This window comes from Candidatus Rickettsia kedanie (genome assembly GCF_045865205.1).
GTDB classification, from domain to species: domain Bacteria; phylum Pseudomonadota; class Alphaproteobacteria; order Rickettsiales; family Rickettsiaceae; genus Rickettsia; species Rickettsia australis.
In genome coordinates, this window is sequence record NZ_BAABMM010000019.1 from 42,243 (window position 1) to 56,255 (window position 14,013).

Below are 14,013 nucleotides of genomic sequence, written 5' to 3' on the forward strand. Positions count from 1 at the left end.
TCCACGTAACAACACTTAAGAAAGCATAGTCCGTAATGTTTCAAGTACTTCTTGAGCGTGATTTTTAGCATTTACCGAACGCCAAATATGCTTAACTATTCCCTCATTATCAAGTAAAAACGTAGCTCTATCAATGCCCATATATTTTTTACCGAACATTGATTTTTCTATCCATACCCCTAATTGTTCACACAAATTTGAATTTGTATCAGAGGCTAAATGAAATCCTAAACTATATTTTTCTTTAAATTTATCATGAGAGTCAAGCTTATCTTTGGATACTCCGATAATTACCGTATTAAGTTTATCGAATTCCGCTTTTAGCTTGTTAAAATCTTGTGCTTCAATAGTACATCCGGGCGTATCGTCTTTCGGATAAAAATATAGTACTATGAATTTTCCTTTTAAATCCGATAGTTTAATTACTTTATCTTTACCTATGTGTAAAGATAAATCAGGAACTTTTGTTCCTAGTTCTAATGTCATGACATCCTCAAATTTATTTTATATTAATAAACTATATATTAAATACGTCCTTTTTAAAATTGCTTTTTAAAATTATATTATTTATGATACCGGTATATAATATCTAAGTTTAATTTTTATTAGCTATTTTCAAAAAGAAATTTTATGAAAATTATTAAGTGAAGCACTTGAAGAATTACATAAAAATCTTAAGGACTCTGCTAAAATTATTATTGCCGATTTTAATAAAAAAGGTCATGAAGTAGCGGATAAATTATCCGTCACAAATAATGATTTAGAGGGATATGCTAAGGACAGTAAAGACCATTTTTTAGAAACTATAAAAGAGCAATATAAAAATTTAACGCAAGAGTTACAGGATTATCAGAAAATTAAAGATGATAAAGTAGAAGAATATAGACAAACTCTTGTAAAAAAACTTGATGATTTAAGTAAGAAAATTGAACAATATAATAATAAACATAAATAATTGGAGAATATAATGAAAAAAGTTTTAATAACATTAGGTGCTACTGCTACATTATTATTAACACCTAGCATTTTTGCAGATTCACCTACCAAGGAGGAAGCAAAAGCAAATGCAGTGCAAACTGAAGAAGTAATTACAAGCAGTATAAAAACAATTACCGAAAATTTACAGGTATTAAAAGACAATTTAACCAACTTAGCCCAAACGGGAGCCGATACATTTAATCAGACCTTAAGCAATACTTACGATCAGATAGCACAAAGTATTGCAGAGATAAAAAAGACTGTGAAAGATCAAAAAGATAAAAAAGGTGAAGAACTGCAAAAATCTATAGAGGATGTAAAAGCAAAAATGGAAGATTATAAAAAAGCAGGCAGCAAGGAGCAAGAAAAAATACGTCAGCACCTAGTGGATAAATTAGAAGAGCTAAATAAAAATATTAACAAATATAATAAAGAAAAAGCAAATTCATAATTTTATTGATTGGGCTTTGGTTCTACCATTGTCACCCCGTGGCTTGACCGGTGTTGTTGCATGGCTCACTTATGTCATTCCCACGTAGGTGGGAATCCATCATAAAGCGAGATAGATCGAGCTTTAAAAAATATTTTAGATTAAGATTTTATTCAAATAAAGCTTAAAAAGCTTTAAAGTACTGGATTGCTGCCTACGCAGGAATGACATAGAGTGGGTTTTGCAAACCATGTAACAAGGCTGGCTTGACCCCACGGGGTGACACCATTAAAAATCGGTATTATTTATATGACTATTACCAAAGAAAAAATTTCAGCTATGTTAAGCTCCAAATTGGGTTTTTCAAATAATTTATGCGAGGAAATAGTTAATACGGTTTTTTCTAATATTTTAGAAATAGCAAAAGAGCAAAAATTAACTTTAAAGCATTTTGGTAGCTTTGAGGTTAAACAAAAAAATCCACGTCCCGGCATAAATTTTCATACTAAATCACCAGTAATTATAGAATCAAAAAAGAATTTACGTTTTGTCCCTTCTGCCAAATTAAAAGCCCTAGTTAATGAACATGACAAACAATAAGCTAATAAAAAAATATTATTCTGCTAGTGAAGTGATTAAGCATTTAAATATTGCTTTACATCAATTAAGATATCTAGAGGTAAAAATCCCTGATTTATCTAATTATAAAATAAATAATAGAAAATACTATACTGTTAATGATATTGATCTACTTCAAAAATCTTTAAAGAAAGATATTACATCTCCGTCTACCGATAAAGTCGATATGTTACTTACCAACTTTCATAATTTGTCTTTTCAAATAAAAAAAATTCTTGCCGATTCCTCGATGACTTGCGTATAGTACTTGTCATATCACGTTTTAAAGACAAGAAAAGAGTATATTATGACAATAAGACAAAGAGCAAAACCGGTAATTATAGGCATATCCGGTCCTGAATTAACCGATGCTGAAAGAGAATTATTTGAAGAGCATAATCCTTTAGGTGTAATTTTATTCCGTCGTAATATTAGCAAGAATGATAACGGTGAGCAGGATAAAGAAACGCTTATTACGCTTATTGCAGATATAAAAGAAGTATTAGGAGAAAATACTATCATCTCTATAGATCAAGAGGGCGGTAGGATCAAAAGGCTCATAGCACCGACTTTTTATGACGCTCCGGCTGCTCAAACTTTCGTTGATGTGCAAGAGTGCAAACAAAACTATATCAATATAGGCAAAGAGCTAAGAGAAGTAGGTATTAATCTAGATTTTGCTCCGGTAGCGGATTTGATCCATGAAGGAGCAGACAAGGTAGTCGGCGATAGAAGTTTCGGCTCAGAGCTGGAAGTAGTCGTGCCTTTATGTTTAGCTGCTATAGATGGATTACAAGAAGAGAAAGTCGTGGCTTGTATAAAACATATTCCTGGTAATGGTAGAGCTAAAGTGGATAGCCATATAGGGTTACCTATTGTTGATACTAGCTTAAAAGAACTAGAGGATACAGACTTTAAAGTATTTAAGGAGCTAGCGAAGCACGATAATATTAAACTTGCTATGACGGCACATATAATTTATAAAGCTCTTGATCCTGAGAACCCTGCCACCCTATCCAAAAAAGTTAACGCCTATATTAAAAATGATATAGGCTTTAAAGGGCTTATTATTTCCGATGCAATAGATATGAAAGCTTTAAGCGATAGTATGGCAGATATTACCAAAGGAGTTTTAGATGCAGGCGTAGATATAGTGCTTGAATGTACCGGAGAATTGAACAAAATGTCTGAAGTTCTAGGTAGTGTTGAGGAAGATTTTATAGATAAATTTTCTGACCTGTTAATTGTTTAATGCTATTCGTCATTGCGAAGAGCGAAGCGACGTGGCAATCCAGTAAAAAGTTCTGATTTACAGCATTTTTTACTGGATTGCTTCGTCGAATTACTACATAATTCTTCTCGCAATGACGATGAAACAGATCTATCCAATTAATCTAAGTTAAAATTAATTAAACAATTATATTGAAAAAATTTATTTTTGCTATTAATCTGTTTTTTAATTTTTAGTTAAAGAATTAATTTTATAAATTACTTGAATTAGTATTATAAACAGTCTTGGGGATTTAAGTTCTAAAAGCTATAAGTAATATTTACTAAGAATAGAGATATTATAGAATTTTAGGTAGCAGGAGGGGATTTGATTTGTAATATTATTAATCTGCTTAAAGAAGATTTAAATAAGGCAGATATAGAAAATGAGATATATATGCGTCTTAAAGAACCTTATTCTGTTTTAAAAAAGATGAAAAGGAAAGAAGTGCTGATTGATGCATTGAAAGACTTAATTGCGTGTAGGATTATAGTTAAATCTAAAACTCTATGCTATAATGCTTTGGACGTAGTTAAGAGTTCTCCGCATTTAGCTTGGTTATACACCAAAGATTATATCAATAGACCAAAAAGCAATGGCTATCAGTCTCTTCATAATATAATGCAGCTTGTACACTCTAAACGTAATTTTGAAATACAGATCAGAAGTGAAGATATGCATAAAGATGCTGAGCTGGGTAGAGCAGCTCATTTAAATTATAAAGAAGAACAAGACCGTCATTTGAAAAAAGTTTTTGACGTTAGTAATGACATGATACTTTCTAAAGCACGTCAAATGGTGAAACAATTTCAAGGATTAGAAGAGCAAATTGTAGAATATGAAAAAGAAATGATGCGTATTTGGGATACTAAATATGACGAAATCCTAAAATGGGCAAATACTGCTGAAGTGCTAATATTTAATGAAGAGTAGGGGGAGTAATTAGTGCGTCATCCCGTGAGACAAGAATATGTCATCCCGTGGTCAAGCCACGGGATGAGAGAGGTGAAATTGATCCACGTGGGCAATATCTCCTCGCAATGACGACCCATGTGTCATAACACCAATGTGATAAAAATATAACAGTTATTAAAACTTTATAAAAAAATTACAGTGATGCTTGTAATTATATACAACATATGGTATACTCAGCCCGTAGTTTAGAAACTATTGAAACAAAATATTAGGTTATTTCCTGATCAAACGCGAGATATATTGGCTCACGTTTTATAAGTTTGTTTTAATACTAGGTACTAAATTTTAACTTAAATATAGGAAAAAATAATTATGGCTCAAAAACCAAATTTTCTAAAAAAATTAATTTCCGCAGGATTGGTCACTGCTTCTACAGCTACCATAGTAGCCAGCTTCGCAGGCTCAGCTATGGGTGCTGCTGCACAGCAGCATAGAATGACAGTTGTTGGTGGAGTTGCTACAACTGTTGATGGTGCAGGATTTGACCAAACTGCCGCTCCTGCAGCAAATCTTGCAGTTGCTCCAAATGCAGTTATTACGGCTAGTGTTAATCATGGTATTGAGTTTAATACTCCAGCAGGTAGTTTTAACGGTTTGTGTTTAGATACTGCAAACAATTTAGCAGTGACAGTTAGTGAGAATACTACTTTAGGATTTATCACTAATAATGTTCATAACGTTAACTTCTTTGACCCTACTCTTGCTGCCGGTAAAACTCTTACCATAACAGGACAAGGTCTTACTACTGCACAAGCACGTGCTACAAAAAATGCTCAAAATGTTGTTGTGCAAGCTAATGGTGGTAATGCTGTTGCCAATAATGATCTTAACGGTTTAAGAACAATAGACTTTGGTGGTGCACCTTCTACATTAGTATTTAATTTAGCAAATCCTACAACTCAAAACGTTCCTCTTATACTTGATAATGCTCTAGCTCATAATGGTGCTAACGGCACATTAGATGTTACTAGTGGATTTATTCAAGTTTCAAAGAACGATTTTGCTACTGTTAAGACAATTAATATCGGTGACGGTCAAGGTTTCATTTTTAATACTGATCCTACTAACGGTAATGCTTTACATTTACAACAAGTAGCTGGTTCTACTATTAATTTTAACGGAATGGACGGTACCGGTAGATTAGTATTATTAAGTAAGAATGGTGGTGCTACCGACTTTAACGTTATGACAGGAAGTTTAGGCGGTAATCTAAAAGGTATTATCGAATTTGACACTACTACAGTAGTAGCCGGTCAACTTGTGGCTAATGCAGGTCTTGCTAATGCAGTAATAGGTACTGATAATAGAGCAGGTAGAGCTGCAGGATTTGTTGTTAGCGTAGATAATGGTAATGCAGCAACAATCGCTGGACAAGTTTATGCTAAAGACATGGTTATAAAAAGTGCGAATGCAGGCGGACAAGTAAACTTTAACCACATAGTTGATGTTGGTATAGACGGTACTACTGCCTTTAAAACAGCAGCTTCTCAAGTTGCAATAACTCAAAACTCAAACTTTGGTGCTACTGATTTCTGTAATCTTGCAGTACAGATTACAGTTCCTGATAATAAGACCCTTATAGGTAATTTCACAGGTGATGCTAGCAATAAAGGTAATACTGCAGGTGTGGTAACTTTTGCTGCTCACGGTACTTTAACGAGCGGTAATGCTGATGCAAATGTTGCGGTGACAAATAATATTGAAGCAATCGAAGCAGCAGGTGTCGGAGTTGTGCAATTATCAGGAATACATACTGCCGAGTTACGTTTAGGAAATGCCCATTCTGTCTTTAAACTTGCTGACGGTACAGTTATAAACGGTCAAGTTAACCGAACTGCTCTTATTGGCGGTGCTCTTGCAAGTGGTGCTATTCAGTTAGATGGAAGTGCTACAATTACCGGTGATATAGGTAACGGTGGTGGTAATGCTGCGTTACAAGGTATTACTTTAGCTAACGATGCTTCAAAAACATTAACTCTCGGTGGAGCAAATATTATCGGTGCTAATGCCGGTGGAACGATTGATTTCCAAGCTAACGGTGGTACTATTAAATTAACAAGTACTCAAAATGATATTTTAGTTCATTTTGATTTAGCTATTACTACTGATAAAACAGGTGTTGTTGATGCAAGTAGCTTAACAAATACTCAAAATTTAACTATTGCAGGTAGTATCGGTACTATTGCAGCTAATAATAAAACTCTTGGTCAATTAAAGATAGGTTCAAGTACAACAACTTTAAATATCGGTGATGTTGCTATTAATGAGTTAGTTATTGGAAATAACGGTTCAGTAAAGCTTGATAATGGGCAATATTTAATAGCTAAAACTACTAATGCTTCAGGTCAAGGTAAAATAATAGCTAACTCTACTGTAATTACTAATGTTGGTGGGAATAATTTTAATATAACAAAGCTTATAGCAGGAACAAATTTAGGTAGTGCGGAAGCTCCACTTTCAGAATTAAATTTTGCTGCACCAACTGCTTTGGCCAGAAGTACTATATTAGATGTGATTGGCGGAGCTAATATATACGCCAATAATATTACTACTAATACTCCTAATACCGGTGGCTTTAGCTTTGTTGGTGGAACAAGTATAATAAGCGGTATAGTTGGTACGCCTGCTAATAAAATCAGCAGCGTACGTTTAGACGGCAATAGTACGGTTCAGTTTGCAGGTAATGCCATTTTTAATGACCATACTTCCATTTCCGGTAATTCTACCTTACAAATCGGTGGTGACTATGCTGCAGACTTTATCGCATCGGATGATAATACCGGTATAGTAGAATTTGTGAACACCGATCTTATTACCGTAACATTAAACAAACAAGCTGGACCTGTTAATGATTTAAAACAAATAACAGTTTCCGGTCGCGGTAACGTAGTGATTAATGAAATAGGTAATGCAGGTAATAACCATGCTATAGAGACTGATACAATTTCTTTTGAAAATGCAAGTTTAGGTACAGTTTTATTCTTAGCTAGCGATACCTCATTAGATGGTTTAACAATTAAAAGTAAAGTAGGTAATGGTACACCAGGTAACTTGAATGTTCCTGCTGTAGTCGTATCAGGTATTGATAGTGTAATCGCTGATGGTCAAGCAATCGGTGATCAACAAAATATCGTAGGTCTAGGTCTTGGAAGCGATAATGGCATAATCGTTAATTCTACTACATTATATGCAGGTATCAGTACTACAAAAAATAATCAAGGTACTGTCACACTTAGCGGCGGTATCCCTAATACCCCTGGTACAATTTACGGTTTAGGTGTAGGGCATGATGATCCAAAGTTAAAGCAAGTAACGTTTACTACAGACTATAACAACTTAGGTAGTATTGTCGCAACTAACGCAACAATTAATGACGATGTAACTGTTACTACAGGTGGTGTAGCCGGGACATATTTCAACGGTACAATTACCCTTGGAAGTGTTAACGGTAACGCTAATATAAGATTTGTTGACCGTACATTTTCTGATCCTAACAGTATGATTGTTACCACTAAAGCTAATAACGGTACTGTAACTTATTTAGGTGGTGCGCGTGTTGGCAATATCGGTGCTTCTGATACTAATGTAGCTTCTGTTAAGTTTACAGGTAATGGTAATGGTGCAGTATTACAAGGAAATATTTATTCAGAAGTCATAGATTTTGGTACTTATAACTTAACTGTTTTAAGTTCTAACGTAATTTTAGGCGGCGGTACTACTGCTATTAACGGTGGAATCAGTCTTCTGACAAATACCTTAACATTTGCAAGCGGTACTTCAACATGGGGAAGCGATACTTCTATTGACACTACCTTAACAGTAGCAAACGGTAATATAGGTCAAATCGTTATTGCGGAAAATGCTCAGGTTAATGCAACAACTACAGGGACTACAACCATTAACGTACAAGATAATGCCAATGCAAATTTCAGCGGTACAAAAACTTATATTTTAATCCAAGGTGGTGCTAGATTTAACGGTACTTTAGGAGGTCCTAACTTTGCTGTAACAGGAAGTAATCGTTTCGTAAATTACGGTTTAATACGTGATGTTAACCAAGATTATGTAATAATACGTACTAACAATACAGCAAACGTAGTTACTAATGATATCGCAAATAGCCCATTTGCAGGTGCACCGGGTGTAGGTCAGAACATTACAACATTTGTAAATGCAACTAATACCGCGGCGTATAATAATCTTCTTTTAGCTAAAAATAATGCTGATTCTGCTAACTTTGTTGGAGCTATTACTACCGATACAAGTGCAGCTGTAACTAATGCACAATTAGATGTAGCTAAAGATATCCAAGCTCAACTTGGTAACAGATTAGGTGCTCTTAGATATTTAGGTACTGCTGAAATGGCTGGACCTGAAGTTAGAGCAATACCGGCTGCGGTTGCTGCAGGTGACGAAGCTGTTGACAATGTAGCTTACGGTATATGGGCAAAACCTTTCTATACTGATACACATCAAAGTAAGAAAGGCGGTTTAGCTGGTTATAAAGCTAAAACCACCGGTGTCGTAGTCGGTTTAGATACGCTAGCTAAGGATAACTTAATGATCGGTGCTGCTATCGGTATCACTAAAACCGATATAAAACACCAAGATTATAAGAAAGGTGATAAAACCGACATTGACGGTTTCTCATTCTCTCTATATGGTGCCCAGCAGCTTGTTAATAACTTCTTTGCTCAAGGTAGTGCAATATTTAGCTTAAACCAAGTGAAGAACAAAAGTCAGCGTTACTTCTTCGATGCTAACGGTAAGATGAATAAACAAATTGCTGCCAGTAATTACGATAACATGACATTCGGTGGTAACTTAATGGTCGGTTATGATTACAACGCAGTGCAAGGTGTATTAGTAACTCCAATGGTAGGGCTTAGATACTTAAAGTCTTCTGACGAAAACTACAAAGAAACCGGTACAACAGTTGCAAACAAGCAGGTTAACAGCAAGTTTAGCGATAGAACCGATTTAATAGTAGGTACTAAAGTAGCCGGTGGTACTATGAATATAACTGATCTTGCGGTATATCCGGAAGCTCACGCTTTTGTAGTTCACAAAGTAAATGGTAGATTATCTCAAACTCAGTCTCAGTTAGATGGACAAGTTACTCCGTTCATCAGCCAGCCTGACAGCACTGCTAAAACATCTTATAATTTAGGTTTCAGTGCAAGTATAAGACCTGATGCTAAGATGGAATACGGAGTCGGTTACGATGCTCAGATTGCAAGTAAATATGTTGCACATCAAGGTACTTTAAAAGTCCGTGTAAACTTCTAAGCGCTCCAGATTAGCAAGTTTATAAGTTCTGCAAGAAAAAGCCCTCTTTGAAAAAAGGGGTTTTTTTATTTTTTCTGCCCGTTTATAGATCTTGTTGTGTGGATATCTAATCGTCATTGCGAGGAGCGAAGCCGACGCGGCAATCCAGAAAAAATAATAAAAAGCTTCTGTAAATCAGAATTTTTTACTGGATTGCTTCGTCGAATTACTGTGTAATTCTTCTCGCAATGACGGAAAAGCAGGTCCACGCAAAATGCCACGCGGGAATGACATCATCTACTTTTCTACCCAGTGCAATATCTTCATTAACTTTTAGTCGAAAAAATATTTTACTTTACAGCTAAAAATTTAAATTAATAAATATTATGAAAAAATATATCTAATTTAGTCGTACCGGTTAGCTATTTTATAAATCATGTATTGCAATTGGAAAAACTAAAAGAAAATCTTAATAAATACAAGCAGTCTAGTGTAGTAGGGGGAAGCGGTATTGGTAAAACGCAGCTTGCTAGGATGTACGCTTATGAAAATAAAGATAACTATAACATAATTTGGTTTATTGATTGTAATCTAAATATAGAGCAGCAATTACTCAAATTATCTAAAGCTATTAATATCGAGGTAAAATCACCGGTGATTTCAGAAGATATGGTAGTGATGAGGAAAGATTTAATAGCTTATCTAGCAAGTCAAGATAAATGGTTGTTGGTGTTTGATAATTTAAAAATAGGCGAGAATAAGAAAATAGAGGATTTTATTTTGGGAATATAACAGTAATATTATAGTTTGTTCTCAAGATGATGAATTATTATCTAATATAATCAAAGCAAATGCTTTCACTAAGTTGGAAACTGCATTACTTGCAAAAAATATATTGGAAAATAAAAATCCGGAATTAATAAATTTTTTGACCCAAGAATTTGGAGGCTATCCGATTCTTGTAGTTCAAGGAACACAAATATTAAATCAAGTACAAGGTTTGAACTTAGAGGAATATAAGAAAAAGATAAAAGCCGCTAAGGATAAAATTGAGCTAAATATAAAACTTGTTAGCAATGAATTAAACCCTAGCGCCAAAAGATTACTAGATGGGATAGCACTGCTTAATAATCAAAGTTTTTCAAAAGAATTATTAAATTCTATTACTGAAGATAAGCATAGTCTAGACAATGATATTTATCAGCTTTCTCAATTTGCTTTGATCTCTAATATTGAACCTAATGAAGTTAATCCGATATTTGAAATGCATGATGTTATAGCTGAAAAAATATTACAAATAAATGGAGATAAAGGAAATAAAGAATATCTTGAACATAATGCTACTAATCTTTTAAATTCTATCCCTCAAAGTTTAGTAAAGGGACGTATTTTTAGAAATGCTAAAACTATACCGGATAATATTGAGATAATTACAAAAAATGCAGAAAAATACGATATATAAAATTTTAGAGTTAAAATTAAATTTATTAATACAATATGCTAATTCTTCCGATTTATATAACTCAAAAAAATTAGTAAATTGGTTTGATCAAAACGATTAAAAAGGTAAATTTAAATTATGGACAATGAATAATGAAGAAAAATTTGCTTATGCTGCATATTTAGGACGCATAGGGTGGTATTATAGAACTTAGTCGGATCCTAAAAAAGCAATTGAATATGATGCGAAAGCTAAGCAGGTATTTGATGAAGTGAAAGGATATGATTCTATAAAATGTAATGTAGTTTTCGGTTCGGCTATATACAATATTCAGCTGGGAAACCTAGAGGAGGCAGCAAAAAATATCCAAATGATAGAAGATATGTTTAATCAAAATCTAGTAGATATAACTGATACGGCAACTATATATTATGAAAAATCTAAATTGTTTAATATTCAAGGTAAAAATTATGAGACCTTGAGAAGAATTAATGATACTATAAATGCATGTATCGAAAACGGCATGAAACCTCAAGATTTATTTCTTATCGGTTCATATCTCATTAAAGTAGATGTATGAAATAATCTTAAGAAACATCAGGAAGCTCTTTCTTTATTAGCACAAGTATATGATATGAATAAATCGAGTAAAAAAGAGGAAAATCAAGTATTTGGACGAATTTTTACTCACAAATCAAGAGCAAAGCTAGGACTCGGTGATGTTACTGAAGCTCTAGAATACGCCAAAAAAGCTAAAGCAATTTTCTTTAATGATCCAACTAGACCTAATAAAGAGGTATTATATCACCGGATATAGATTTGGCAAAAACGTTTGTTGCTGAAGGGGACGCACTAGTGTTACTTAATCAAAATGAGAAGGCGGTAGATGCTTAGGTTACTGCTGAGAATATATATTGGAAACTATAAAGAAAATATGAAAAATGTGTATGAAATAAGTAATATGTATCTTGCAAGCCGCTAAAGCTAGTTGTACTTTACCTAAGAAATGTTGGTATGAAAGATTCTGTAATAATCAGATAGAAAAATTCGGAGCTGAGCATCCGAATAGTATAATAAACCTTAAATGTGATGACTCGAATTAGCTAGAATTGTTTCTGATTAGTGCAATAAAAAAACCGGAAGCGGTAAGAATAATTCCAAGCCAAATAAAACTCATCATTGGCTTGTAATATATTTTAGCATGAATTATATCGCCGTCTATATTACTTAAAACTGCGTAAAGATCATATGATAAGTAAGAATATATATCGCTTTCTTGCGATAAACTCTTTTCAACTATATAAAGCCTATTTTCCGGTTTTAATATAGTTATATTACGGCTATTATCCTCAAGCCAAAATTCAGCGATTTGTCTATAATAATTTTTACCTTGAGCGAACTTAATATTTTGCAATGTTACTTTAAATTTGTTAAATGTTTTACTTGTGCCTACTTCTCCGGTAAAATCCATTTCACCTTGTAATAATGAATTCATGGTAATACTGAAAGTAACTAGTGCAAAACCAAAATGCCCAAGGATCATACTAGCAGCACTTGCTTTAAGTCTATTTTTAAAATAATTAGTTTTAACCAAAAGATAATGCATATTATGAAGCATCAAAAATATCGATGTGATTATAGTTAAAATCGATATAACACTAAATGTTACTTTTAATGATATTAAATAAGTAATTATTAGAGATAATATTAGAATTATAATATGTTTTTTAATAGAGCTGCTGGTAGTAAATAATCCTAGAGTACAAAGAATAGGGATAACGAATATAATAAAATTATTAACAAAAAATGTTTCACTAATAATGATTGGTTTATCGTCAAATAAAGAGTAAATTGGTGGATAAAGTGTGGCAGCTATTAGCACAATGAGGCTAAGTAAGAAGAATGTATTGCCAAGGAGTATGCATTTTTCTATTCTTGTCATCCCACGGCTTGACCGCGGGATCCAGTTAAAAGTATGATCAATTGTTTTTGGGATCCCGCGGTCAAGCCGTGGGATGACACAGAGTCCACCAATCCCCATAATCAAAAATATCCCAAGCAAGTATATTCCCCTCTCAGGTGAGAATACAAAAGAGTGAATTGAAGTAATAAAACCGGAACGTACTAAAAAAGTACTAAATACAACTAACAGAAAAGTAGTAAGTGATAAAAGCATAGTCCAGCTTTGCATACGTCCAGTTTTTGTTGTTACAATTATAGAATGATGTAGCATAATTCCGGATAACCAAGGGAATAGCGAAATATTTTCTACCGGATCAAAAAACCAAAATCCACCCCAGCCGAGTTCTCTATATGCCCACCAAGAACCAAGGCTAATTCCTATGGTAGTAAATAAGATACCGATATTGGAAAATGTTTTGAGAAGTTTTATGTCATTCCCGCGTAGGCGGGAATCCAGTAAAAATTTTATAAAAGAAGCAATGGATTCCTGCCTATGCGGGAATGACATAGCGGCACAAACAATAGTAAAAGGCACTAAATAGCTGACATAGCCTAAATAAAGCAGAGGAGGATGGATGCTCAAAGCAATATCTTGTAGCATCGGGTTTAAGCCTAATCCTTCTTTAGGAGCAAAAGAAAATACGTTAAAAGGATTGGAAGTAAAATAAATAAAACTGCTAAAAAGTAATTGTATAGCTGATAATATGATGATAGATAAAAGTTGAAGCTGTTTATCTTTAACTAAAAATATATAACAGCAACTAACGATTTGTAATAAACAAAACCATAATAACATTGAGCCTTCATGGCTCGACCAACTGCCGGCTATTTGATATATTAAAGGTTTTAAAGTACTGGAATTTAAGAAAACGTTTTGTAGTGAAAAGTCAGAAGTGATAAAGGCATAGATTAGGGTAAAAAAGGCAAGTATAGCACATGAGGCTGCTATGTAGAAGGGGAGTATGGTTGTTATCCCGTGGCTTGACCGCGGAATCCATTTATTAATTATTTTGTTGGATCCTGTGGTCAAGCCACGGGATGACAAAGGTACATAAATAATCGATATCCCGC

Annotated in this window: 12 protein-coding genes; 10 read left to right on the plus strand and 2 right to left on the minus strand. The window is 33.7% G+C overall.

Annotated features, from left to right (window positions below; translation table 11 throughout):
* Positions 1-15: 15 nt before the first annotated feature.
* Complete coding sequence (bcp, locus tag ACKTSD_RS02515; RefSeq protein ID WP_412707857.1) at positions 16-486, minus strand: thioredoxin-dependent thiol peroxidase; 471 nt, start codon at positions 484-486, stop codon at positions 16-18.
* Positions 487-967: 481 nt separating this feature from the next.
* Here bcp and ACKTSD_RS02520 point away from each other — a divergent pair, with 481 nt between their 5' ends.
* The 10 genes from ACKTSD_RS02520 (at position 968) to ACKTSD_RS02565 (ending at position 11,797) form a co-directional block, all read left to right on the plus strand.
* Complete coding sequence (locus tag ACKTSD_RS02520; RefSeq protein WP_412707858.1) at positions 968-1,429, plus strand: hypothetical protein; 462 nt, start codon at positions 968-970, stop codon at positions 1,427-1,429.
* Positions 1,430-1,717: 288 nt separating this feature from the next.
* Positions 1,718-2,008 carry an HU family DNA-binding protein gene (locus ACKTSD_RS02525; RefSeq protein WP_412707956.1) on the plus strand — a complete coding sequence of 97 codons (291 nt, stop codon included), beginning with the start codon at positions 1,718-1,720 and terminating at the stop codon, positions 2,006-2,008.
* Positions 1,995-2,291, plus strand: a complete 297-nt coding sequence (locus ACKTSD_RS02530; RefSeq protein WP_412707859.1) for a MerR family transcriptional regulator — start codon at positions 1,995-1,997, stop codon at positions 2,289-2,291. The genes ACKTSD_RS02525 and ACKTSD_RS02530 overlap by 14 nt, the downstream gene beginning before the upstream one ends.
* 42 nt (positions 2,292-2,333) lie before the next feature.
* Positions 2,334-3,278, plus strand: a complete 945-nt coding sequence (locus tag ACKTSD_RS02535) for a glycoside hydrolase family 3 N-terminal domain-containing protein (protein WP_412707860.1) — start codon at positions 2,334-2,336, stop codon at positions 3,276-3,278.
* Between the two features lie 345 nt (positions 3,279-3,623).
* On the plus strand, positions 3,624-4,229 hold the full coding sequence (locus tag ACKTSD_RS02540; RefSeq protein ID WP_412707861.1) for a bifunctional (p)ppGpp synthetase/guanosine-3',5'-bis(diphosphate) 3'-pyrophosphohydrolase: 606 nt from the start codon (positions 3,624-3,626) through the stop codon (positions 4,227-4,229).
* 354 nt (positions 4,230-4,583) lie between these two features.
* Positions 4,584-9,560 (plus strand): outer membrane protein OmpB, encoded by a 4,977-nt coding sequence (ompB, locus tag ACKTSD_RS02545; protein ID WP_412707862.1) that lies wholly within the window; start codon positions 4,584-4,586, stop codon positions 9,558-9,560.
* Positions 9,561-9,986: 426 nt separating this feature from the next.
* Positions 9,987-10,331: a hypothetical protein gene (locus ACKTSD_RS02550; RefSeq protein WP_412707863.1), complete on the plus strand. Its 345-nt coding sequence runs from the start codon at positions 9,987-9,989 to the stop codon at positions 10,329-10,331.
* A 73-nt stretch (positions 10,332-10,404) separates the two neighbouring features.
* The gene (locus tag ACKTSD_RS02555; protein WP_412707864.1) at positions 10,405-11,001 is read left to right on the plus strand and encodes a hypothetical protein; all 597 of its coding nucleotides are present in this window, start codon (positions 10,405-10,407) and stop codon (positions 10,999-11,001) included.
* Between the two features lie 250 nt (positions 11,002-11,251).
* Positions 11,252-11,560, plus strand: a complete 309-nt coding sequence (locus ACKTSD_RS02560; RefSeq protein WP_412707865.1) for a hypothetical protein — start codon at positions 11,252-11,254, stop codon at positions 11,558-11,560.
* A 54-nt stretch (positions 11,561-11,614) separates the two neighbouring features.
* A complete protein-coding gene (locus ACKTSD_RS02565; protein ID WP_412707866.1) occupies positions 11,615-11,797 on the plus strand; it encodes a CD225/dispanin family protein in 183 nt (60 codons plus the stop codon).
* A 282-nt stretch (positions 11,798-12,079) separates the two neighbouring features.
* On the opposite strand, the gene ACKTSD_RS02570 is transcribed toward ACKTSD_RS02565, so the two are convergent.
* Positions 12,080-13,951 carry a heme lyase CcmF/NrfE family subunit gene (locus ACKTSD_RS02570; RefSeq protein WP_456237191.1) on the minus strand — a complete coding sequence of 624 codons (1,872 nt, stop codon included), beginning with the start codon at positions 13,949-13,951 and terminating at the stop codon, positions 12,080-12,082.
* Positions 13,952-14,013 lie beyond the last annotated feature (62 nt).